The sequence below is a fragment of the Candidatus Dependentiae bacterium genome (assembly GCA_018266175.1).
Taxonomy (GTDB): Bacteria; Babelota; Babeliae; order Babelales; family RVW-14; genus JAFEAY01.
Genome location: JAFEAY010000021.1, coordinates 66829 through 91244 on the forward strand (window position 1 = coordinate 66829; position 24416 = coordinate 91244).

At 39.8% G+C, this 24416-nt stretch carries 23 protein-coding genes and 1 tRNA gene; 7 read left to right on the forward strand and 17 right to left on the reverse strand.

All coding sequences use genetic code 11. The features are described from left to right. Window positions 1–149: 149 nt before the first annotated feature. The 4 genes from JST56_04435 to JST56_04450 are packed head-to-tail and all read left to right on the forward strand — an operon-like array spanning window position 150 to window position 3662. Window positions 150–1376: a DegT/DnrJ/EryC1/StrS family aminotransferase gene (locus JST56_04435; protein MBS1988214.1), complete on the forward strand. Its 1227-nt coding sequence runs from the start codon at window positions 150–152 to the stop codon at window positions 1374–1376. Between the two features lie 52 nt (window positions 1377–1428). Then, on the forward strand, window positions 1429–2046 hold the full coding sequence (gene tmk / locus JST56_04440; protein ID MBS1988215.1) for a dTMP kinase: 618 nt from the start codon (window positions 1429–1431) through the stop codon (window positions 2044–2046). Beyond that, on the forward strand, window positions 2043–2822 hold the full coding sequence (locus tag JST56_04445) for a hypothetical protein (protein ID MBS1988216.1): 780 nt from the start codon (window positions 2043–2045) through the stop codon (window positions 2820–2822). The genes tmk and JST56_04445 overlap by 4 nt, the downstream gene beginning before the upstream one ends. 6 nt (window positions 2823–2828) lie before the next feature. Continuing rightward, window positions 2829–3662 (forward strand): hypothetical protein, encoded by an 834-nt coding sequence (locus JST56_04450; protein MBS1988217.1) that lies wholly within the window; start codon window positions 2829–2831, stop codon window positions 3660–3662. Here the strand turns inward: JST56_04450 and JST56_04455 are convergent. Both JST56_04455 and uppS read right to left on the reverse strand, forming a co-directional pair. After that, window positions 3646–4626, reverse strand: a complete 981-nt coding sequence (locus tag JST56_04455; GenBank protein ID MBS1988218.1) for an NAD(P)-dependent glycerol-3-phosphate dehydrogenase — start codon at window positions 4624–4626, stop codon at window positions 3646–3648. The two genes, JST56_04450 and JST56_04455, sit on opposite strands and share 17 nt — an antisense overlap. Window positions 4627–4629: 3 nt before the next feature. Next, the gene (gene uppS / locus JST56_04460) at window positions 4630–5316 is read right to left on the reverse strand and encodes a di-trans,poly-cis-decaprenylcistransferase (protein ID MBS1988219.1); all 687 of its coding nucleotides are present in this window, start codon (window positions 5314–5316) and stop codon (window positions 4630–4632) included. A gap of 324 nt (window positions 5317–5640) precedes the next feature. On the opposite strand from uppS, the gene JST56_04465 reads away from it, so the two are divergent. Then, entirely contained in the window at window positions 5641–6315 is a 675-nt protein-coding gene (locus JST56_04465) for an HAD family phosphatase (GenBank protein ID MBS1988220.1), read from the forward strand. Between the two features lie 63 nt (window positions 6316–6378). On the opposite strand, the gene JST56_04470 is transcribed toward JST56_04465, so the two are convergent. Beyond that, window positions 6379–8469: a hypothetical protein gene (locus JST56_04470; GenBank protein MBS1988221.1), complete on the reverse strand. Its 2091-nt coding sequence runs from the start codon at window positions 8467–8469 to the stop codon at window positions 6379–6381. Between the two features lie 186 nt (window positions 8470–8655). Between JST56_04470 and JST56_04475 the strand changes: the two genes are divergently transcribed. Beyond that, the gene (locus tag JST56_04475) at window positions 8656–9243 is read left to right on the forward strand and encodes a hypothetical protein (GenBank protein MBS1988222.1); all 588 of its coding nucleotides are present in this window, start codon (window positions 8656–8658) and stop codon (window positions 9241–9243) included. A 92-nt stretch (window positions 9244–9335) separates the two neighbouring features. Further along, entirely contained in the window at window positions 9336–9869 is a 534-nt protein-coding gene (gene lptC, locus JST56_04480) for an LPS export ABC transporter periplasmic protein LptC (GenBank protein ID MBS1988223.1), read from the forward strand. Here lptC and JST56_04485 read toward each other — a convergent pair. From JST56_04485 to JST56_04550, 14 genes are all read right to left on the reverse strand, one after another. Then, window positions 9838–10521 carry a ComF family protein gene (locus JST56_04485; protein MBS1988224.1) on the reverse strand — a complete coding sequence of 228 codons (684 nt, stop codon included), beginning with the start codon at window positions 10519–10521 and terminating at the stop codon, window positions 9838–9840. The genes lptC and JST56_04485 overlap by 32 nt on opposite strands. Continuing rightward, window positions 10506–10982 (reverse strand): phosphatidylglycerophosphatase A, encoded by a 477-nt coding sequence (locus JST56_04490; GenBank protein MBS1988225.1) that lies wholly within the window; start codon window positions 10980–10982, stop codon window positions 10506–10508. The genes JST56_04485 and JST56_04490 overlap by 16 nt, the downstream gene beginning before the upstream one ends. Further along, on the reverse strand, window positions 10979–11449 hold the full coding sequence (lspA, locus tag JST56_04495) for a signal peptidase II (GenBank protein ID MBS1988226.1): 471 nt from the start codon (window positions 11447–11449) through the stop codon (window positions 10979–10981). The genes JST56_04490 and lspA overlap by 4 nt, the downstream gene beginning before the upstream one ends. Before the next feature lie 6 nt (window positions 11450–11455). Further along, on the reverse strand, window positions 11456–13831 hold the full coding sequence (gene pheT, locus JST56_04500) for a phenylalanine--tRNA ligase subunit beta (GenBank protein MBS1988227.1): 2376 nt from the start codon (window positions 13829–13831) through the stop codon (window positions 11456–11458). Between the two features lie 168 nt (window positions 13832–13999). Beyond that, the gene (locus tag JST56_04505) at window positions 14000–14809 is read right to left on the reverse strand and encodes a hypothetical protein (protein ID MBS1988228.1); all 810 of its coding nucleotides are present in this window, start codon (window positions 14807–14809) and stop codon (window positions 14000–14002) included. 168 nt (window positions 14810–14977) lie between these two features. Then, complete coding sequence (locus tag JST56_04510; GenBank protein ID MBS1988229.1) at window positions 14978–15667, reverse strand: hypothetical protein; 690 nt, start codon at window positions 15665–15667, stop codon at window positions 14978–14980. 97 nt (window positions 15668–15764) lie between these two features. Beyond that, the gene (gene uvrB / locus JST56_04515; GenBank protein ID MBS1988230.1) at window positions 15765–17750 is read right to left on the reverse strand and encodes an excinuclease ABC subunit UvrB; all 1986 of its coding nucleotides are present in this window, start codon (window positions 17748–17750) and stop codon (window positions 15765–15767) included. A 57-nt stretch (window positions 17751–17807) separates the two neighbouring features. Beyond that, window positions 17808–18458, reverse strand: a complete 651-nt coding sequence (locus JST56_04520) for a hypothetical protein (protein ID MBS1988231.1) — start codon at window positions 18456–18458, stop codon at window positions 17808–17810. 238 nt (window positions 18459–18696) lie between these two features. Then, window positions 18697–19509 (reverse strand): CYTH domain-containing protein, encoded by an 813-nt coding sequence (locus tag JST56_04525; protein MBS1988232.1) that lies wholly within the window; start codon window positions 19507–19509, stop codon window positions 18697–18699. A 418-nt stretch (window positions 19510–19927) separates the two neighbouring features. Next, window positions 19928–20188: a GIY-YIG nuclease family protein gene (locus tag JST56_04530; GenBank protein ID MBS1988233.1), complete on the reverse strand. Its 261-nt coding sequence runs from the start codon at window positions 20186–20188 to the stop codon at window positions 19928–19930. A 114-nt stretch (window positions 20189–20302) separates the two neighbouring features. Beyond that, window positions 20303–20380: transfer RNA gene (locus JST56_04535), tRNA-Asp, on the reverse strand. Between the two features lie 89 nt (window positions 20381–20469). Next, window positions 20470–22368 (reverse strand): transketolase, encoded by a 1899-nt coding sequence (locus tag JST56_04540; GenBank protein ID MBS1988234.1) that lies wholly within the window; start codon window positions 22366–22368, stop codon window positions 20470–20472. Window positions 22369–22400: 32 nt separating this feature from the next. Beyond that, the gene (locus JST56_04545; GenBank protein MBS1988235.1) at window positions 22401–22997 is read right to left on the reverse strand and encodes a hypothetical protein; all 597 of its coding nucleotides are present in this window, start codon (window positions 22995–22997) and stop codon (window positions 22401–22403) included. A 101-nt stretch (window positions 22998–23098) separates the two neighbouring features. Then, window positions 23099–24415, reverse strand: a complete 1317-nt coding sequence (locus JST56_04550) for a hypothetical protein (GenBank protein MBS1988236.1) — start codon at window positions 24413–24415, stop codon at window positions 23099–23101. Window position 24416: the final 1 nt, after the last annotated feature.

The window sequence follows — 24416 nt, forward strand, 5'->3', positions numbered from 1 at the left end:
ATCCGCGGCAGCAACCGTTTGAACATTGCTCCTGTGTGGGTATATACTTGTGCATATATTTGAGCGTACTGTTTTGGACGGCTGTTATAGTGTAATCGGTCTACGAGCACTAAAGTAAAGAGTTTAATCAAAAAATCCTGGAGTTCCTTATGACTATGCGTTCGATCCCCTTCTTTTCTCTTGAACGACAAACAAGCAAATTGCGCAGCAAGCTCATGTCCACTGTTGAATATGTCATCGATAGCCAACAATTTATTGGTGGCCCTTTTGTTGAACAGTTTGAACAAAAAGTTGCTCACTATTTTCAAGCAAACCATGTGATTGCATGTAATTCAGGAACCGATGCATTATGGATGGCATTGCATGCTTTGGGCACTCCAAAAGATGCAATTGTTTTGACCACACCGTTTTCGTTTATTGCTTCAAGCAGCGAAGTTGCAATGCTCGAAGCTCATCCAGTTTTTATTGATGTTGACCCTGCAAGCTACAACATCAACCCAGTATTATTACAAGCTTGGCTTGATGAAAATGCTCAGATGCGTGATGGCAAAGCATTTCATAAAACAACAAACCAGCCGATTGTTGGTATTGTTACGGTTGATCTGTTTGGACAACTTCCCGACTATCAAGCAATCAGAGCAATTGCTGATGCTTGGAAATTATGGATTGTTGAAGATGCATGCCAAGCAATTGGTGCACAGTTTGATGGTAAAAAAGCTGGAACATTTGGCGATATCGCAGCATTTTCATTTTACCCAACAAAAAATTTAGGCGCATTTGGTGATGCCGGATGCTGCACAACAAACAATCCTGAACTTGCTGAAAAGCTGCTCGTACTGCGCAACCACGGCAGAAAAAGTATGTACAACTACTTAGGCCTTGGCATTAACAGCAGACTTGACGCAATGCAAGCAGCGGTTTTAAGCCTTAAGCTTGAATATCTTGAAACATGGAATACTCGACGTCGACAAATTGCACAAGTTTATAACCAAGAACTTGCCCATGTTCCATTTATTAAAACTCCTACAACAACGCATGGTACTCACGTGTATCACCAGTACTGTATTCAAGTCGTTGATGCTAATGGAACAGGATACCGCGATCAACTCATCGAACATTTGACCAAGCACGGCGTCAATACACGAATTTTTTATGAAAAATCATTTACTGACATTGCGTTTTTGAATCTGGACCCACGACTCAAAACAGAGTGCCCTGTAACTCATGAGCTCACTCAGACAATTTTGGCGCTTCCTATTTGGCCTGAAATGACCGATGAGGAAGTTGAATATGTTGTGCATCAGATTAAGACTGCACCAATTCAGCTGATTCAGAAACCACAAGCTGCAAGCAGCTTACATCAATGCGCATGTTAACCCGTCTTCGTTTACTACGACGCGGTTCACTAAGAAAGATATGATTTAAACTATGAATAAAGGTTTTTTAATTTCTGTTGAAGGAATTGACGGGTCGGGCAAGAGCACTCTTGCCCGCAACCTTTATCAATTATTCCTTGAACGCAAACTTGATGTGTTATTGACCAAAGAGCCTGGCGCTACGCCACTTGGCAAATCATTACGCGAAATTTTGCACACGCAAAAAGCACTGGTTTGCGACAAGGCTGAGTTTTTGCTTTTTGCGGCAGATCGAGCACAGCACTTTGCAACCGTTGTGCAACCTGCACTTGATCAAGGAACACTCGTTATTTCTGACCGCATGCATGATTCATCGCTTGCATACCAAGGATTTGGACGAGGTCTTGATAAGGAGATCATAACTTCGGTCAGCAGATGGGCTATGAATAATCGGATGCCTGACTTAACAGTTTATGTTACGATTGATACCACAACAGCATTTGAACGACTCCATGCAACTCGAGCTGAGCTCACCAGTTTTGAACAAGAAAAAATTGATTTTTGGCAGCGCGTTCAAACAGGATTTACAACAATTTTTGCTGACCGAGATAATGTTGTTACGCTTGATGGGACACTGGATCAAGAAATACTTGCCCAGCAGGCATTTGATGAAATTATAAAAAAATTATGAATAAACTCCCTCCAGCACCGGTCATTCTCATCGTCGGCTCGCAAGAACATGCAGTTCTTTTTATTGAAGAAGAGCTGCAAAAACTGTTTTGCGCTCAAGCTCAAGCAGCTGACACACAAAACAAAGCAATTGATTGCTACTGCAGAATTTGTAGAAGCATCAAGCAACGACAACATCCGTCACTCGTCTGGCTTGCACCGGAGGGTAATTACACCGTAAAAGATGTTGATATTATTTTTCAAAAGACCCAATTTGCGCTGGAACAAAATTCAGAATTCTTTTTTGTTATCCCCGATGTTCATGCATTAAATCTTGCAACAGCAAATAGGCTGCTCAAGGTTCTTGAAGAGCCACCGCGAGGGTATCGTTTTTTGTTGTACACGCACAACGCACAAGCCGTATTGCCAACGATTCTTTCACGATCAGTCAGAGTTGATTGTGGGGTGAATCAACAAGCAGACTTTTTACATCCTCTTTTAAATTTTGTGTGCGACCAAAGAAAAATCGAAGACCCCCTCGGATTTGAAGGATTGTTAAAAAAAGAACATTTGAGCGATCAACAAAGCTTTGAGCTGCTTAATAATTTACTGAACTATTGCATAGGCAAGCTCAAAGAGCTCTGCGCTCAGCCTGAATTAGGCCCTGAAGAACTTCAAGCTCACGAGCGACTTGAAAATTCAATTAATTTTATCACCCAAGCACTCAAGCGCCCGCCCCAACCCGGTAGCTCTGATATTTTTTGGAAATATTTTTTTATTTGGTTTCCTCGGCCATAACCACTTATGAAACAACAATCAATAAAATTTTTAACTAAAACAAAACTCTGGTTGCTTTACTTCGCGTACACACAGGTAGTTGTCACACTTGTTGCACTGCCGGTTTTAGTCAGCTGGGGGCTTGGGATGTCTACGATGACCTTTGTCGGCAATCTTATTTTTACCCCCTTGCTTTCATGCTTTTTACTCACGAGCTCTTTAATTTTTTTTTCAGAGTTGTTGTGTATTCCTAATGACTATCTGATCATCTGCCTGGAGCACATCACGACCTGGTGGTATTGGCTGCTAAGCCTAGGCAAAAGTTCATGGATTATCTACTTTGCAAAACCACCAACATGGACGCTTTTTATCATTCCCTGTGCTGCACTTTTTATTATTCGGACAAACTCTATTTCGAGTTTACCAAAGCGACTTGCTTGGAGCTCTGGGCTTTTAGTCTTAGCCCTTGGTGCTTTTCATTGCTTTACGCTGCATGCAAAACGAACACCAAAAACACTCAAACTTTTTGGAAAATTGATCATTCAAAACAGTGGAACACAGATTACGGTTACCGATTGCGGTTATTTGAATCGACGAAAGTCTGTTGATAAGTTTATTGAATATGAACTCAAGCCGGCACTCATTACTACATTTGGAACACCGACGATTGACCAGATTGTCCTCAAAAAACCGGGTAGTGGGAGCTTTGCAACGGCTGCAAGCCTGTGCGCGAGCAAGCTTGTTAAATCTATTGTGCTACCCTACTTCGAGCCGTTAACTTCTAAAGCAGCATGGGCTGAATTTTTTAAAATGCGTACAGCAGCACAAAAGCACGAAGTCACTATTACTCGTGCTTTATGACTCCAGCAACCAAATCGGTAAACGATTGATCTTCAAAAATAAAACTATACGTTCCCTGTACAACAGGAAGCTTAAGTGATTTTTTTTCAGCTAACTGAATAAGCGACTGAATAGTATTAATCCCCTCGGGAAAAACACCTTCACTGCTGATATCGTGCAATAAAGCACCCTGACCAAGTAACTTGCCGAGCGTGAAATTTTTGCTCAATGAGCCATAACACGTGAGCACTAAATCACCGATGCCGGCAAAACTGTAAACCGTTTCTTGCTTGGCACCAAAAGCCTGAACAACGTCTGCCATTTCAGCTAATGCCCGTGTGAGCAAAAGTGCAACCGTGTTATCGCGTGCTTGTGCACCAAAGGCTATCCCTATGGTCAATGCAAAAACATTTTTAAGTGCAGCACACAACTGGACGCCCAGTAAATCATCTGATAGCGAGCAGGAAAAATAGTTATTAGTCAGAAGTGAAGCAATAGTTTGGGCTAACTTTTGATGATCTGATGCAACCATAACGCCGGTTGGAACCGCCTCAACTAAATCGCGTGCAAAGCTCGGACCACATACAACTACTTTTTGTACCGCATATTCCATTACGTCATCAATAATTTGTGAGGGAACATGAAATGACTCCAGCTCAATTCCTTTACTCAAAATTACCCAGATTTGATTTTTATTAATAAAAGTTCGAGCATGCTCAAGAACAGTACGTAAATATTTAACAGGCACCGCTTCAAAGATAATGTCTACCCCTTCCAGTGCTTCTTGAATGCTCGCTGTAGCACGGATATTGTGAGGGAGATCGACGTCGGGAAGATAAAAACTATTGGTCTGATTTTGATTAATTTCTTCGGTTAATTCTGGCTCATGACACCAGATCGTTACATCATGTCCATTGGTTGCAAGCAGATGAGCAATTGCAGTTCCCCAAGCTCCCGCTCCAAGAATTGTTATAGATTTACGCATTACTCACCAACCAAAATTTCGCTTAATACCTTTGAATTCATCAATGCATGCTTGAATTTTTTCAATGGTCATATCGGGCCAAAAAGAATCAACAAATTTGAATTCGCTGTAGGCGGCCTGAAAGAGTAAAAAGTTACTTAACCGAACAACGCCACCGGTGCGAATAATAAGGTCTGGATTTGGAATTCCGGCTGTCCAAAGCTCACGACCAACTGTTTCTTCATTTATTTGCTCAATACTCAAGATACCTTGAGCAACTTTTTGTGCCAAAGTACGTGCAGCATAGGCAATTTCTTGCTGTGCACCATAACAAAATAAAAGACTTAAATAGAGATTTCCCAAATCTTTGGTAGCTAACTCAACTTGATTAATAGCCTGGAGTACTTTTTCTGGAAACAAACTGGTATCACCAAGAAATTTAATATTAATGCCTTGTTCAACAAGCTTTGAAAGCTCCTGAATAAGTCCATCAGATAAAAGCTCAAATAAATAGGAGCGCTCTTCTTCGCTTCGTCTAAAGTTTTCAAGTGAAAAAGTATAAATTGAGAGATATTTAATCCCATTTTTTAAGCAAACATCAACGGCGGATAAAACTGCATCCATCCCTCTTCGATGACCAAAAAGCGATTGGAGCTTATTTTGCCGTGCCCAGCGGCGGTTTCCATCAGGAATAATTGCAAGATGTTGCATGTTCTCCCTCCTTTGCAAGCAACGCGTGATAGCAGCATTTCAAATTACACACATACTACCTGAATTTGAACAACTTTCAATCTATCTGAATAGAGGTCCCTCTGCACAATTTATGTCATAAATAGCACCATAAATTAACACAGCTTGGACGGCCCATATTTCAATAAACATTTCAATTTGACATAAATGACAAAAGGTGTATGCTGGTAATATGTTTACTTTCTCTCTTTTTTTAACATAAACTAATAAACATCCTGGGAAGGGGGAGAAAATTCTAAGCAATTAAATGCATGTTTGTTTCTACAATACCTTAAGGAGAACACCATGAAAGACATCAAAAACAGGGTAAAGGCGGTCATCTTCGATATGGATGGCACCATTATCAACACTGAGCAGATCTGGAAAAAAGTTACCTTTGATTTTTTAAGCGAGCACGGTTTTACAGAACTTGATGATAACGCACTCAAATTTTTGCGTTCATTTTCAGGGATCGGTATGACTCATGCTGCTGAACAGCTCAAAAGTTACTTTGGTCTTGCAATGCCACTTGAGCAAATCATCACAAAAAAGATTGATCTTGCAAATACGCACTTTGAACAAGCAATTGATTTTATAGAGGGCTTTGAGTTATTTCATAACAAATTGAGTGACAACCAAATTCCAACAAGTATTGCAACCAATGCAACGCTTTCAAATTTGGAAAAGCTTTCAACTAAAATGAATTTCACAAAATTCTTTGGTCAAAACCTTTACTGTGTTGATCACGTTGGCAAAGCAAAACCAGATCCAGCGTTGTTCTTGCACGCGGCCCAAATGCTTGGCGCTGATCCTGCAGAATGTGTTGTGTTTGAAGATTCTGTGTATGGATTTCAAGCTGCAAAAGCAGCAGGAATGAAATGTATAGCAATCAAGAATGATCTTAATCAGAATCATCTTATCGATATACATTCAGCAATTGATACATATCATGATGCAGAAGAAGCATTGAAGAAGATTTAATCTTCCTCAATGCCTTTGTGCCCCTTTTCTTCCCCCTACTTTCTTCTCTCTTTTTTTATTTAATTACTTATTTGGTCTAAAAAATCGGTGAACGCATATCCCACCTTTATCTTGCTTATTTTTTTTCAGAACAATAAATTCAAACGTTCCACTTGGTCCACGCTCGGATGCCCGTTCTATTGGATATCCTAATGAAGCTAATCGCCCCGGCAAAGAGATAAAGCATTTAAATCGATAACCATTACGATATTCTAAATCTTCCTCAGGCAATTCTTCAATAGACTCAAAACGACCATACGAACCATAGACTTCAACTAACTTGGTAAAAGCGTGATTATTGTCTCGAGGATTAGTAATTTTACTCAAAACTGAATAATCAAGGTTTTCAAGAGGGTTTATCGATTGTTGTTGATTATTTTTATAAACGAAAACTTCAATTTGATAGCCGCCTTGCTCTGCTCGCTGACAATCAAGAAGACAAATCAACCGTTCATCTTCGCAAAAAATCTCATCCTGCTTATGGGCTATTTGCTCAACCTCTTCTTGAGCTTCTTGCTCAATTTCGCCTAAACCAGGAATCCGCATCTGCAAGTGAGGGGGCAAGCAACTCATGACCGGTTTATCTTCAACACTCAGTGAATCAAACTGAATAGTTAAAGCTTCCGAAATTTCATTTGAATCAATATCAAGATTATCTTGGGAATGGAGAGATGAGCTTGATGACGATGACTGGTTACTAAAAAATGCAGCTTCGGGCTCGTCTAAAACTTCTATTATTTTCTTCGGTTTAGATTGTGGCACAGGCTTGCGTTTTTGCTTTTTTTTCTTGCTTTTCTTACCCACACTGATCTGCTTTGGCACCTGCACCGGCGGAAACAACGCATTAAGAGTCTGTTGTATTTCATCCATAAACCGATAGCAAGCTGGACCATCAAGAATACGCTCTTTGTATGAGCAAAATAAATCGGAATCAAGTTTAAAAGAGTAAGGCAAACCCTCACTGTACATCATCCCAACAATATCATCAAAATATGCTTTTAGAGCGGTAAGTGCACATGGTTGAATTCCTGCATAATTTCGATCTGCCTGCGCAAGCATACTCAGCTCTTGCTGAGCCTGAGGATGAAAATTATGAAATAATTGAGGAATAAGCGCACAACATTGCTCCTGTGAAAAGTCATTTTCAGAAACTTTAAATGTTTGTAACTTTGCAATTTCACCCGCCAAAATTCTTTTCTTTACATCCTTAATAGCCTTGTCTTGTCTATATTTATTTTTTTCTACAACAAGAAAGTCTTTTACTTTACACAAACGAACAAGCCGTAAGAAATCGCACAAGCGTACCCGAGCATCTGTTGGCGCACTAAAGCTTGTCGCTTCATCCAATGCAAAAATAGTTGGTAAAATTTCTGGATTAACAACTCCATCAGCACTGTGCGCATAACATTTATAAACCTGATCATAGACAAACTTAAGATGGATTTTATAATAATCCGCTTCAAGAAACATGCTGTAGAGCATCATTATCTGTTCAATTTCTTGAAAACATTCTGAATTAAACAAAAATTTGCGATAAGCATCTGGGCGCTCTTTTTTAAGAAATCGTGAAGCAAAAAATCTTCTAATATTCTGATAGCTAAAAAGGTCTTTGATTGTTGCTGATTTATGCTTATACGCAGCTAGTTGACTATTATTTGCTAATACTTCAAGCGTATCTATTGCTTGCTGTACTGCTGAGCAAGCTTCTGAATAAGCAATCTCTGCCTGAGTATAAAGATCCAAATTTTGATCAATTAAAAGAGATCTTAAAGACAAGCATGCTGAAAATTCATCTTTAACCAAATCATCAACTACCGAAGCATTGCGAGCACAAGACTCAAAGAACATCCCTTGCATAAGTTTTACGCGCTTATTCATAATCAGAAGAAACTGCTGAAGCTCTTCATGATTATCAGAAATTTTTACAAGCAAATTCGAAAGGTCATCTTGAAGCTGCACAACAGTAGGATTACTGCTTGCCTCTTTGATGTTCAACTGAACTTCCTGGACAACCTGCAAAAGATTGGGATCTAAAAAAGATTGCATTGAAAAGACTGAAACCCAAGCAAAAGGCAGTATCAATAACATAACAAAAAGAAATCTTTTAATACGCATGTATTCCTCATAAATTATAGACTAATATATTTATTTATATTCTAACAGAAAATTAGAATGCTCTCAAGTGGAATCTATTAATCATCATCTCCAAGAGAATTAGACAGCCTTGCTCAATAATTTATACTTGAGCACAAGTTTAATACTTAACAAACAAGTCATACATCAATATTTAAGGACAACCTTATGGACATTTGCACATGGTTTAATCAGGCGCTTTCTAATCAAAAACTGGTTGCTCAACTAAAAAAGCTTAAATTTATCGTCTGTGATGTTGATGGATCATTAACCAACGCCAATGTTTACTTTTCGCTGGAAGGTGAAGATGGCAGAGAGTTTTCGGTTCAAGATGGTTTTGCAATGGAAAAATCGGTCAAGGGTGGCCTTTTAATAGCTTTAATGAGCGGTAAAAGCAACAAAACAACGATGCTACGCGGCGTGCCGCTTGGCATCCCTGAAGAGCTGTGCATTGTTGGTGTTAAGCACAAGCCTTCAATTATCAAAGAACTTGCGCAGCGTTATAATGTAGAACTTGAACAGATGGCAATTTTTGGTGATGATTTTTTAGATGCTCAAGTAAAGCTTGAACTTTCTGACATGATGTTCATTGCCCCTGCCAATGCGCCTTTTTATCTTTCTGCACAAGCAGACTTAACGCTTCCTCTTGCTGGTGGCCAAAGTGCGTTTCGTCTATTTTTAGATTTACTCCTCTTTGTTCAAGGCAAACACTTTGCTCAAGAGCTCATTCAAAATTGCATACAACCAATTACATGAAAGTGACCGCGTCGCTCATGATAACCAGACCGACTCAAACAAACTTATTCACTTTTTTACTCATGCTGATAGTCCTTACTTCAGGACCAGTAGTGATTATAATTTTTTTAACACGCAATTTTTGGCATGCGCAAGAACATTTTGCGCGTGCTCAGCATCATTTTATCGAACAAAAACCGATACCGTTACTCCACATAATTGATGGAGTACTCCACGAAGTTGAACCAAATAATCGTTACGAATTAAATATTCAAGCCAAGCACACCGACATCATGCGCAGCTCATCACGTATTATATGCTCACATATTAATGGTGTTATTTTTGATAAAGAGAGAAAAGAAATTCATTTTACCAGTCCGCAAGGAATCATTGCGCAGGATGAAAAAACCCTTCATTTTCCGCTCGATATTCGTGGAACTTTTAACGATGGAATGTTTGAGGGTCATAACATTACCTACCATTTAGATAAGCATGAACTTTCAAGCGACCAAATTTTTAGCTTTAATCACCCGATTATTTCTTTTCAAAGTACAAGCGGCACGATGAATTTTAAGAATTCCCAAGGTTTTTTAAAAGGCGAAGTATCAACAACTATTATACCGCACGGCAAGCAACCACAGCGGTAATTGATGCTGGCTTTAAAGGAAGTAATGTTTTTGCGGCACTCATTAACGTTGCACCGGTGGTACACAAATCGTCAACCAATATCACATGCTTTCCCTGGACATTTGAAATACCTTTAAATTGATGCCAAGGATGAAGGGCAAATGCATCGAATACATTTTGCCGACGCTCTTCTGGATCTAGACGGGACTGAAAAGAAGTCCGCTTACTACGCACAAGCATTGAGTAAGCTGGTACTTTAAGCTCCTTACCAATCTCTTTTGCCATGATAACCGCTTGGTTATATCCGCGCTGAGCATAACGCCACCAATGAAGCGGAACAGGAATTACAAGATCTGCATTGATAACATCAAAAGGCATTGTCGCAAGCATAACATGTGCAAGTTGCTTACTTGCAAGCATATCGCCATTAAATTTTCTGAGTACCAGCGCCTTGAGCGGCCCCTGATAAGAACCTGCTGCAAAAACTGGCATACTCATTCCGGAAGTAATTGGTAAAAAAGTTGAAACAATCGGCTTAATTTCTTGAATACAAGCGGTACAAAAAACCGATTGTGGTAAGATAATTCGATCACAGGTTCGACACAATGATGGATAAATTACCTGCAATGCCGAATTAATAAACTGCCTTACCTGCTTTAATGCGCCAGCCACATTACTATCTTCAATAAAAGGTGAATAGATACTCCAGCCAGAACATCTCCAGCAACAATCCCAATAACACTCGGAAGCTTATTAAGCTGAATATCCCAAAACTTTGCAAGTACCCATGGCAAGGTGAAGTTTACGATATGAAACAAGGCAAAGCCGACTACATACAGTTTAATGGTTAATCCAAGCGAGCAATAAACAAGTGTAAGTCCCACCACTCGATCAAGCACAATCACTGATGAATCTTGTTCACTCGGCATGGAGAGCGTTATGTAAATTGCCAATATCGCCAAAAGTAAGGCTATACCGAGAAATGCATAGTAGAGCGTCGGATTAAACCAATAAAGCATGGAGCCTAAAAAAACCACTGGAAGAGCAATCAGTGATGCAAGGAGCCCTCCCAAGTGCATGGTCCCTAACGGACCACACGTAGCAATGCTGAAAAAAATTTCTTTTATGCTCATGATATGCCCCTATCTTGAACAAAATATTTATACATCATCACACCAACCCCGATAACCACCCACGCGTCAGCAAGATTGAATGTGTACCAATGCCATGGTCCCACATACAGATCGATAAAGTCAAGCACTGCCCCATACATAAAGCGATCAATCAGATTTGAGCACGCTCCTGAAAGGACAAAAAGCTCACCCACAATCTGCTCACCCTTACGCAACATGCAGAGCGCATGAATTGCAAGTATTGTGGTGACCAGCATAATGCCTGCGGTCAAAAACCAGAAATGCATGTCGGAGTTAAATTGCAGCATTCCATAAGAAATACCGCGGTTCCATGCGAGCTCAAAACTGAGACCTGGAAAGAGGTGGATATCTTGAGTCATTAAACTGACAAATGCCCACGCTTTTGATAGACGATCTGCTGCAAAGCAGGCGATAAAAATGAGGGGATAGAGTATTTTTTTATTCATTATTCCCTACGTTCGTAAAGTAGCACCATGCTTTTGCGCACAAGCAATGGCAGCATTCCAGGCTGCATCAATGTCTTCTTTTTCAAGCGTACGCTCATGGTGGCTCATCCAAAACCGAAACGTCAGTGAACGTTGATCTTTCCATTCTTCTTTTTCAAAGAAGTCTGCAAGTTCAACTTTGTAAACAAGCGGATAAACAGAAGCAAAAACCTGTTCAAGCATTGCAACGGTTATGTTCAGAGGCACCAAGATACTGATATCAAATGATGTTTCCTGAAACTTTGAAACTTTCTCCATACGCTTATTTGAAATAACAGTATTCAGCAAGAAATCAAGATCTAATTCAAAAATAAAAGCATCAGAACCTTCAATGATATCAAGCTTTGAAAGCAAAAGAGCATCAGCCTTACCTGCAATACCAATGAGTAAATCATTGTAGAAAAGCTCAAGCGTTTGCTGCTTATTGTACCAACCTGAAGTATGGGCAAAAGATTTCTTACAGGTGATCATACTTGCTTGCAGCCCAACTACCGCGAATAAATCAAAAATATATTGCTTACAGGTATAAAAATCGACCTGTGCTCGTTTATCAAACACAATACCTGCAACCGATTTACGCTCAATAATTGTCTGCTCAAAGAGGCTCCACTGCTTGCCGCATTCAAAAAACGCCAGCCTGTCGCGCCCTACATGATTATCTTTAACATTTTTAAGCAAGCCAGGAACCAGCGAGTCGATCATTCGATAATGATTTTCTGAAACAGGGTTGATGATATCAGCACTTTTTACCGGTTTTAAATCAACGTGATTCAAAAATGCTTCATCATGAAATGCATAATTTTGCTGTTCGGTCATACGAGCTGAAAAAGCTAAAAAGCGCTTGATAGCACGCATTCGCATTGTAGCAGTAAGACTAAATGGACTTTGAGCAAAGTGAGGGAGCACGTGAGGAATACGCTCAAAACCATATGCTCGAATTACTTCTTCCAAAATATCTTCTTTTATTTTTATATCTTTTGATGCTCGAAATGATGGAATAGTTACCAGATAAACTTTTTCACCCTGTGTATTGGAGCTTACCTGCACCTTAAAATCACGCACAATCAAAGCACCAACGACATCCTGCTCGGTCAAAGCAATGCCTGATCGTGCCTGCAAAAATGCATGGTCAACTTCAATTACTACTTCAGGAGTTTGCGAGCCTACTGCAATAACTTCTTGCGCGTGAACCACCTTGATATCACATTGCTCAAGCAATTTTGCAAAGCGCAGTGCTCCCTGAAGCGCTTGCTCTGGATCAAGAGTCTTTTCGTAGCGCGCAGATGAATCGGTACGCAACTTGTGGCGTTGTGCCGTTTTACGTACGCTAGTCGCTTGAAAATTTGCAGACTCAAAAAAAAGCTGCGTCGTTGTTGGCCCAACACCCGAATGTAAGCCACCCTTTACACCCGCAAGGCACATGGATTTCTGAGCGTCTGCAATCACAAGATCTTCATCGGTAAGCGAAATTGAACTGCCATCAAGAAGTTCTAGCTTTTCACCATTTTTTGCAAGACGAACAATAATTTTTTGGCCATTGATTTTTTGGGCATCGTAAGCATGGACCGGTTGTGACCAATCCTGCATGAGATAATTTGTTGCATCAACAAGAGCGCTATGCGGCTTGAGGCCAACTTTTAAGAGCCTACTTGCAACAAGCACGTTGCTGGGCTTGTGCTCAATTGAGGAAAAGTAGAGCCCGGTAAATTTTGCACACAACTCCGGTGCATTGTTTTGCACAACAAATGGCGTAGTCATTGTTGCTTGAGAGCATTCTTCAAATGTTTGAATAGAAATTGGCTTGAGAAATTCAGACTCAGGTTTCAGTGGCAAATTCAGAAACGCTGCTATTTCGCGCGCAAAGCCTCTATGTCCCCACATGTCTGGTCTGTGAGTAATGGATTTATTGTCCACTTCAATCATGACATCAGTGCTTTCAAACTGCTGCCGCCAATTACCAGAACGGTCAGCTGGTGGCACATCAAAGGCAGGCAATAATCCACCCTTTTCAAGATCAAAGTCGGTAGCAGTTGCCCATGAAAAATCGCTGCCCACACGCTTAAGCATAAAGCAAAGACCCGGCGTTAATGCAAGCAAGTCCTGTGCTTGCAAGCGTAATGGCAGTGAAACTTTTTTGCCCAACTCAGAGATTTCAAGCACAATGCTATCAATTGTTTGTTCAATCAAGGTTGCCATAAAAAAATTTTGCATATCAAAGTCTACAGGATGAATTTTTTCTATTTCTGCAGTAATGGCGTTAAATTTTTTAAAAATAAGCTGCACATCCTGCGATTTCCAGTCAGCTTTAATATGATCAAAGATCCAAGCAAGTGAAAGTTTCATAGAGTCCACCGTTTTTGCGTCAAGCCAGCACGTTTGCGATATCACGCCCCATCAAAAAGGGGTACCGGTATAGGGTACTCCAAGTAGAGCAAATCTCAAGCGGTAGCAACAGGATTAATTATTGCCCAGTCCTTCTTCTTCTTCTTCTTCTTCTTCTTCGGTATCACCCTAGTCACCTTCATCATTGTGCTCTTGACCATCATCACAATCATCAACAAGATCAGGAACCTCTTGATACCTCTGAGCATCTAATTCTTGCTGAAGCTGAATAAGCTGAGCAAGCTCATTTTCATCAAATAGCTCACCTATGTACTCTTCATCAAATACAGCTTGCTCATGTGCAAGCTCACGATAGTCTACTTCTTGAGCTGAGCGATGATTTTCTTGAGCTAAACCTTCATAGGCTCCATGATGCTGCAAAAAAAACTTGAGGTTAATTCCAAAATCAGCTCGGCAGCATGGACATAATGTGTGAACTCCGCTCTTGCCCGCAGGCTTTTGAGCAAACCACTCAAGCAGACATTGTGGGCAAAATGTATGCCCACAAAGGGTATTGATCACACTGTGCGGCTGCTCAAGACAAATGAAGCATTTATCCTCTTCTTGATCATTAACAACAGAATCGCACTCTCCAGCTGCCTTGCAAGTTTTTTTACAAATAAGTGAGTAATGATTTGCAAGATACCAGGCACCAACTGTTGCTTTGTAATCAGCAGAACCTACTTCACATTGACCACGTAAGCGAGCAAGTCGAACACGAACTTTTTTCTTACGCTTAGATCGCAAATCTAAATCACCACTTTCACGTTTTTTAAGCGTTGCAAACATTCCTTTGATTTGATTATGAAGTCTTGGTTTTATGTCCTCAGACATAAACCAATCAAGATTACCCACCATTTGAGTTGGAGTTACAGCACAAAGAGAAGAAATCGAGGCAAATAAAGCACATAGAAGAGTTATACCTAGAGCAACCTGCATGAGTTATTCCTTTAATAAAATAGATCTTTTTAAATTCAAGGCTCACAGCATATCATAAGCATAAAAGCATGTACTATAAAAAATATGTATTCCCTTACTAGACGGAAACGACAATCAATACATACAACAAAAACGCTCAAGCCTACAATCACCTCAAAATTCTCAAGATCACAGCTCCTCAAAGTCTGCAATATCCAGATCTGCCTCTAAATTAAGAGCTAACAACCTATCCTCAAGCTCCTGGTGCTCTCGATGCTCTTTCTTTTTTCTCAAATTTATTGACAGTTCTCGTCTATAACCAGACGTCGTATAGAGCGCTCGTTTAACTCTTTTTGAAAATGGAGCTCGACAAGTCGGGCACTGGCTATGAGCATTGTCTATTCTGGGCTTATCATAAGCAAACCAAGACATCAGGCAAAGCTTACAAAAATAGTGGTTACAGGCAGTTCTGACTCTGTCTCTGACATTTTCATGACAAATTGGACACTGAATCTCTCGATCAATAATCCGCTTAGATATAGAAAAATATTCAAGAAATTCCCGTAACGCTTTATTAAATTGTAAGCTACGGAAATCACCACCAGGCAAAGTTTCTAAATAATAAATATCTAGATTAACCTTCTTCATAATTTTGCGGCAAACTTTACCGGGTAAATTAATCACCCCACGCCTTTGAATATGCAAACTAAAGGTCTCTTCTAAGTAATTTTTCTCTTCAGGAGAAATTCCATCCAATTCTTTTGTCAAATAGGCCACCAAAGCATTTTGCTCAATTAACACTGCTACACAAATATAATTTGGCGAAAAAATTAATATAAAAAAAAGACTCAATTGAGAAAGCATACTTTTTAACTTCACTATCACCCTCTGATATTAATGGAACAGATAACACCCACTCTTTCTTAGAATAGATAGCATGTTTATTACAGAATCAAAGAAAAAATGTAAAGAATGATTAGACGATTTTAAGATATTTTTTACGGAATTCAAGAATCTTTTCACGTAACTGAATAGCCTTTTCAAAATCAAGATTTTCTGCCGCAAGGCTCATTTCAGCTTCAAGCTGCGTAACAAAAGCGCGCGCTTCTTCTTCACTCTTTGGCCTAAAGTTTTTAACTCCTGACCCAAGCTTAGACGCCTTCATGATATCTTCTTGAAGCTTAGAAATGCTCTTGGTTACCTCACGCTCAACGTTGCGTGGAGTAATGCCATGTTTCTGATTATATTCCATCTGCAAGGCTCGACGACGTTCTGTCTCTGAAATTGCTTTTTTTATTGAATCAGTAAGCCGATCGGCATAAAAAATAACCTTTCCCTGCGCGTTGCGTGCTGCTCTACCAATGGTTTGAATAAGCGACTTTGCATTGCGCAAGAAACCTTCAATATCGGCATCCATAACCGCAACCAGTGCAACTTCAGGCAAATCGAGACCTTCACGCAGCAAGTTGATTCCCACAACACAATCAAAAACCCCCAAACGAAGCTTATGTAATATTTCTGTTCGTTGCGGAGTCTTGATTTCACTGTGCATGTAACAGACTTTAATTTTTTTATGCTCAAGAAATTGCGCTAAATCTTCTGCCGCTTTTTTAGTCAACACCGTAACAAGGGTCCGATAACCCCGTTCAGTGGTTTGATTAATCTGTTGCATTAAATGGCTGAGTTGCCCCTCTCGGCCAACAATCTCAATTTCAGGGTCAAGAATGCCGGTTGGACGAACCACCTGTTCTACCACCTGTTTTGCATGCTCAAGCTCATACTCGCCCGGAGTTGCAGAAACAAAGATAACGTCTTTAAAGTATTTTTCGACCTCCTCAAATTTCAAAGGTCTATTATCATACGAAGCCTGAAGTCGAAAGCCATACTCGATGAGCGATTGTTTTCGAGCTCGATCGCCCTTGTACATCCCATGCAACTGAGGCAACGCGATATGCGACTCGTCAATAATTAACAAGAAATCACGATCAAAGAAATCAAACAGTGGATAGGGAGCTTCACCCGGTAAGCGACCATCAAAATAACGTGAGTAATTTTCAATTCCTGAGCAGTAACCTGTTTCTTGCAACATATCAAGGTCGTGCTTAATACGGGTTAATAATCGTTCTCGATAGAGCGGGTTCTCAATTTTTGCTGCTTCAAGCTCTAAATCTTGCTTGATAAATGCAACGGCATTATTGCGCTTTTCTTCGGTTGTTACAAAATGTTTTGCTGGAAAAATCAAAACATTATCAAGCGTTGAAAGCACTTTGTTTTCACGCTTATCAATAAGCTCTAAAAGTTCAATTTCATCACCAAACAGCTCTATGCGCAAGTTATCACGAAAATAAGGAAGATTAATCGTAATCGTGTTGCCCATGACACGAAAAAGCCCTGAAGTTGTTTCAACATCATTACGTTTGTATTGAATAAAAATGAGCTTATCAATGAGCTCCTTACGGGATATTTTTTGCCCAACCTTGAGCGAAAAGGTGAGCTCGCGATAATCCCACGGGTTACCCAAAGAATAGATAGCCGAAACCGATGCAATAACAATAACATCGTCTCTGTTGATAATTGATGCGGTAGCTTCAACACGTAACCGCTCAATTTCGGCGTTAATTTTAGTCTCTTTGGGAACGTAGATATCTTGGGCTGGCAGGTACGATTCTGGTTGATAGTAGTCATAATAACTGACAAAATAGCAAACCTTGTTGTTAGGAAAGAAAAGACTAAACTCTTCGTAGAGCTGAGCAGCCAACGTTTTGTTAGGCGACAAAATCAAAACTGGTCTGTTCTGCTTGGCTATAACGTTTGCAAGCGTAAAGGTCTTACCCGAGCCAGTTACACCCAGCAATATAGACTTTCCAGGACGGCCTTGGTTAAGCTGATCAATTGCCTCTGGCTGGTTGCCAGATGGCGCAAACGGAGATAAAAGTGAAAAAACGCTTTTTTTAGTACTCATTTTGTAAGTCTAGCACTAAAAAAAGCGTTTCTCAAAAGCTGTCTATTATTGGCAAAATTAATGGCTTAATGAAACATTAAGCTCATCCATGAGTCCACGCTTTGCTTGCGCAGTAAACTCAATATTAAGCCTGATAAATTCGTCAGTAGCCTTGCAATCACCTACAAATAACTCGGGATTTGTTTCGTAGAAATAGCAGGCAAAAGAATATTTTCCATAATCATCAAGGTGGTTATAACCTTTGATAATTGAGCTTTGTAGTTTTGCATGGGACGTTTTGAATATTTCATAGAGCACGCCTAAAAGAGGATTCACTGTTGCAAGTTCCTCAATTCGAACAAGTACATATTTACATTCTCTGGACAAAATCAATCCACAATAAACAAGGAGACCTTGGTTTTTAATAGCATCCGACCCGTAATGTAAAAAACGACTGCAATACCAATCAATATTTTGATCTGATGCTGACTCTTTATGCAATGCATAGAGTGATTTTAAGCTCAACATCCCATTAAGCTGACTACTCACGTGCTCAATTTCTAAAAATAATTGCTTTATCCGATTGCTCAAAACGGTCAACTCAGTGTCATAAAGCAAACGCGCTTGTTCTTCTGGGTCAAGAGCATAAACACGGTTACTCTTCATACCGTCACAAAAAGATGGCAACAGCATAAGAGCCGTTATAAAAACATATCTCAAGAATGACATAAGACCTCGTTAATCAGAAAACATTAAAAGATAAAACCGTTAAACCAAATGAGTGTGGAGAAGTATAAAACTGAAGCGTAAAAAGTCAAAGAATTGATAACTACAAGAAACCCATGAATATTTTAAAGTTGAGTAAGTTTATTAAAACCACAATCAACTTACTGTAAAAAGAGGGCACCATGTACATAGTGCCCTACAAAAAGAAAGTCATTCTAGAAAATAACATTTAATTAAAAAATCAATGTCCATGTTTTTTGGTAAGTTCATCAATAGTCGAAAAAGTTACACACGGTAGTTGATTAAATACAACCGTTGGAATACCAAGACGTTCTTCATACACAACATCGATACTACCAAAAAAAATCTCTTCAGCCTTAACATCAAAACGAGCTAACAAATCTTCGACACTTTTTTTATCAGGACCTTCTATTTCTACAAAAGGCTGAAGCCCTGGCCATCGATCAATAGTAACTTGGCAACCATCAATCTCCCAGGTCTCTCGATAATTTTCTTGATAAGATTTAATAATACATCCAGTAAGCTGCATAAATAGGCATGCTTTATCAAAATCATTCACATCAAGCTCCATTTCTCGAACCCCATCAATGCTTGTTGCTGATGAAAGATGCTTAACGGTCATTGTTATTCGGTCTCCCTCATCCCTCACCCTTCCCCACATATTTCTCTGAGCCTCTAAGTCGTCAACAGGAAGAATAAATGTTTTTCGGCGCATCAACCGATCTGATACTCTAAGAGTAGCCCCAACTTGTTCAAGCTTTTTTTTGAATAATTCAGGATCAACAAAAAATTTTGCTTCAAATTCAATATTCATAAGACTCTCTTGTTTATTACATTGCTCAAGTGAACTAATATATCGAGTCGCTGCAAACCCTAAATTATTTTTGAACCATAAAACTTTTTCTTTGCTTAATGGTACCGTTGAAACATCAAGTGATTCAATATCTTGGATTCGAGCAATTACCTCTTCTATTTCTTTTTTACAAGCTGATGAACTCAGCAAAATCTCGCCAAACAATGCAACTTTCAACAAAATATTTTTTAACGCGAACTCGATAATTCAAATTCTTTGTATTGACCCACTGGCTCAGTTGATTATCGATTTTCTAGGATGTCATCCCAAACTTGATTTGGGATCCAGCAGAATAAGTTACAACAAAGTTTTTTATACGATGGGATTTGATAGATATTATTGAAGCTTGTTTGATGGATTCCATCGATAATTTATGAATGAACAATGCTATCATGGTGGATCCCAAATCATGTTTGGGATGACATATTCTTCGATGATTCTGAAGTTAAATACATCTAAATTGATATCATTTACATTATCGAGTTCGCGTTCAATAATATTCACACTGAATCATACCTCTGTAAGAGAAATGGAAGGATAAACAATGATCTTCTATTTTTGATACATACTTGAACATAATTTGGGGGAGGGGGAATATTTAACCATTTCTTGCTTCTGGCCATAGTCGTTTTTTTGCAAATGCACTACCCGAACCAGATTTTAAATATTTTTCAAATTCAATCGCCGTAATTTCATCTTTAAAACACAGGTACATTATTAGTTGCCACGGCTTATACTTTGCCGTATGAACCGATCCACCAGAGTTATGCTTTTCTAAGCGTCGCTCTAGATTAATTGTATAACCAATATAGGTTTGATTAGGAAAAACTATTGATCTTAAGAGATATACATAATACACAAATCAGCCCGCCTTCGCTAAAGCTTAGGTGGGCAACTTTCGCTCACTGTTTCTATTAAATATGAATCATTTAAAAAAGGTGGCCCGCCAACTTTCGCTCCAAAGAGCTTCAGTTGGCGGGGCTGATGGGGCTCGAACCCACGACCTTCCGCGTGACAGGCGGACGCTCTAACCAAACTGAGCTACAGCCCCAACCGAATATTAATCCGACCATTTGGCAGGATTACCTAGTATTGTGCCAGATAAATTGATTTTTGCAAGAAAAATATCTAAAAATGTACCTAACGCAGCATGAGCTCAACAGCCTTCACAATAGCTTGTGCATCAATACCTGCAAAATTAAGCAGTTCTTCTGGTGTTCCCGAGCGAGACAATCCGGTCACGCCCATGGTTTGCACGGTAATACCGGTATTAACAAGAGCACTTGCAATAGCTTCGCCAAAACCACCCTGCACATAATGGTCTTCAACCGTAATAATTTTATTATTCGCGTCACGGGCTAGATCAACAAGCTGTTCAACCGGAAGCGGCTTTATTGAATACAAATCGACTACGGAAACACTAATATCTCGTGCCCACAAAGTTTCATGTGCTTTAAGCGCTTCAAAAAGCGTAATTCCAGCACCAACAATGCACACCTGATCGTTACCAGTACGTCTAATCACTTTGCATTCACCAAGAAGAAAGTTTTCATGCTTGCCATATAAAATCGGCACATCAGCTCGTGTTGTACGTATGTAAGAAATGCCATCATGATAATGACCCATCTGCTCAACAAGTTTATAGGTTGAAACGCCATCGCTTGGGTATAAAACAATTGACCCAGGAATAGCACGCATTAAAGCAATATCTTCCAACGCCATCTGCGATGGGCCATCTTGCCCAATTGAAACACCACAGTGAGAGCCACACAAGCGAACCGCATTGCGACCAATGCCCGCCATTCTAATTTGATCATGGGCACGGGTAAAAAATGCGCCAAATGTTGCAGCAAAAGGAACTTTTCCACGAGCCTGCAACCCTACAGCTGCTCCAACCATGTTCTGCTCTGCAACAAAGCATTGAATAAAACGATCTGGAAACTCCGCTTCAAATATATCGGTGTACGTTGAATTTTTCACATCGCCATCAAGCGCAACGACAGCACTGTTAGCTCGACCAAGGGCCGCAAGCGCATAACCAAACGCCTTACGGGTAGAAATCGATTTACCCTGAGCAAAAAGCGCACCATTAGTATCTTTAATGATGCTCAGTGGACCGCCAGACATACGATGATGCTCAAGCTCGTGACTTTCATGAGGTTGCGCCATAATAAATGGCTTTTTTGGGGCAAACTGAGAAGCTTCATGAAATCGCGCAACTAAACTTCTAATAGCATCTTCAAGCTCAGACATATTCAATGGTTTTCCATGAAAGCCATTAAGGTTTTCTATGCCTTCAAGCCCGTAACCTTTATATGTTTTTGCAATAATCATAGTAGGTTTTTCAGATACGGCTTGAGCTTGAGTAAACGCATCAACAATTTGATCAAGATTGTGACCATCAATAATCAATGTATGCCAGCCAAATGCGGCAAATTTATCAGCATGACGCTTTACTTCGTGATCATGCATTGTCTGCCCTGATTGACCAAGGCGATTGCAATCAACAAGAGCTATCAGATTGTTTAAGTGATAATGAGCAGCAAGCTCTGCTGCTTCCCATACCGAGCCTTCAGCTATTTCTGCATCACCCATCATAACGATAGTTCGATAGTTTAATTTTTCCATTTTGGCATTAAGCGCCATACCCACACCAACCGATAAACCTTGCCCAAGCGATCCAGTTGCTGCTTCATTATAAGCAAAACGTGGAGTTGGGTGGCCTTCAAGATGAGCATCAAAGGTACGCAGTTCTAAAAGCTCTTGGTCGCTCACAACACCAAGTTGTTTATAGGCTGCATAAACAATTGGAATCGCATGTCCTTTTGAAAGAATAAAGCGATCGTTGTTTCGATTTTTTGGATTTTTAAGATCATAACGTAAAATATGAAAAAAGATTGCAGCAATCATATCTGCTGCAGATAAACATGACGTTGGATGACCTGATTTTGCTTGTGTTGTTGCACGTAAAGAGTCGATACGCAATTGCAATGCAACATGCGCTAGAAATTGACGTATTTCATTTGGTAAAAATGCCACAGTTGTTCCTTATAATTTTCTTAATAAATTTTCTAGAGCCCTTGAGCTTGTAAGTGAGCAAATGCAAACTGACTCCATGTTTCCATATTTTCCACAAATTCAGCACATGCTTCAAGCGATAACAATGAACCATGTTTAAGTTCTGATCGTATGGCAATATGAGGAGAATCACCACGCAGAAGAAATGCAAACCCTACATGCACCTGTCCAACGGGATTGGTATCATCATTAATGAGGCCAAGTGGTTGAATTGATAATGAGCCATCATACTCAATTTCTTCTTGGAATTCACGTATCGCCCAATCAAAAATTGTTTTTCTAGTAAGATCACTTTCTCGAACATGGCCACCAATACCAAGTGTATATTTGTTTTTAAGCCGCTGCTCACCAGCAGTTCCTGCTCGTTGCATAAGAAAAAATTTATTATCGTGGGTAAAAACAAGATAAGGGATAATTTGCTTATACGCTAAATCTTGCTCCATTTCTGAGCGAGGCAAAAACTGCTTATGTTCTTCAACGATATTTTGATAAGCATCAAAATTACTGCACGGTAAAAACCCATGAAACGGCTGATCTGTAAAAATTTTTGCTCGTGGAACAACTAAAATATTTTCATTTTTTTGTGTCATGAATATTCCTTATTACAAAAGATAAACTGCACCTAAATTGAATAACCCTGCCGGTGCAGGGTTACTAAGGTACCTAAAATTGAGCAAGATGCAATATACACCTACTCAGCGTATTGCTTTAAAAAATTAAGCCAATTGCTATTTTGTGCAAATGCAGTCTGCCGATACGAACTATGAATCGCTCCTTTTGAAGGGTAATAAATTGAAACACCACGAGCTCGAGCACGCAAAGGTCCGGTAGCATTGCCAATAATCAGATTATTAATCTGAGCAAGCCCAGACGATAAGGCACTGCGCACTACCTTTGTTGATTTATTATAGGCAAGTCGCTTCCGAGCAGCAGGCTCTTTATCTCTACCTTTATCACCAAATCGCTTAGAAAGCTCCGCAAAAAATGTTCCCATATCAATATATTCACTAACATCCATTTGAAGAGAAGCTGCACGCGCTTTACGTACAACACTCTTTACTCCTATAGGATCAAGTTTTCTTGCTTCATTGAGCGTTGTTATAATTCTGCTCAATGCTATATCAAGAGCAGTTACTTGAGTTAGATCAAATGCGGACATGGTAAAATCAGCAGTATCACCACGCTTGCGATAATAACGAGCATATCCAGTGACTATGGTCTTTGCTAGTTGAGCAGGAGTGATTGTGGGCATAGTTGTTAATGCATTAAACATACTCGTATATTCCCAACCCTCACCAGGTTCAAGCTCTTGTGATGCAACAAAATAATCAACAAAATCTTTCACTTCATAAGCAATTTCAAACATTGCCATCAGGCATGCATCCATCCCAAGAAGATCAAGATTTCTTCCAATAATCCCCTTGATATCACGCAACGCATCGGACATCTCACTGTTCGTCAAACAAGTTCCTTGTGAGTCATCGTACAAAACACCACGTTCAGCTTGAGCATCAGGCGATGTGCCAACAAGTTGCAGCCATTTTGAATAATAACGACGCTTCTGACGACTTCCAGGGCTGTAATCTTCTACGCCACTTCCGTGATTCCACAAAATGAGTCCGTAATGTAATGCTGGATAGCTATTAACCACCCATTGCATACTATCAACAAGCTCTTGTCGTGGATGATATCCCATTTCAGAAGAAAGTGATTCGTCTTCAATTTTTCCGCCAGGAGTGATGCGGAATCGCCATGTTTTATTATCATTTGGACGGTCCCACTGCACCAGTGCATGAACCTGATCTGTTGCGCGTACCCCTTTCTGCATGGCTTTGACGTTAAAATAAGCAAAAGGATCTAAATTGTTATCGCCTTGAATGTACGTAAGAACTGACCACTGAGCAAGGCTACGAAGCATACTATTGCTCTTGCTGGCACTACACTGGGTCAAAGCAATAGCTGCTAAAAATGATCCGCTCAAAATAACCGTATAAAATTTTAGCTTCATG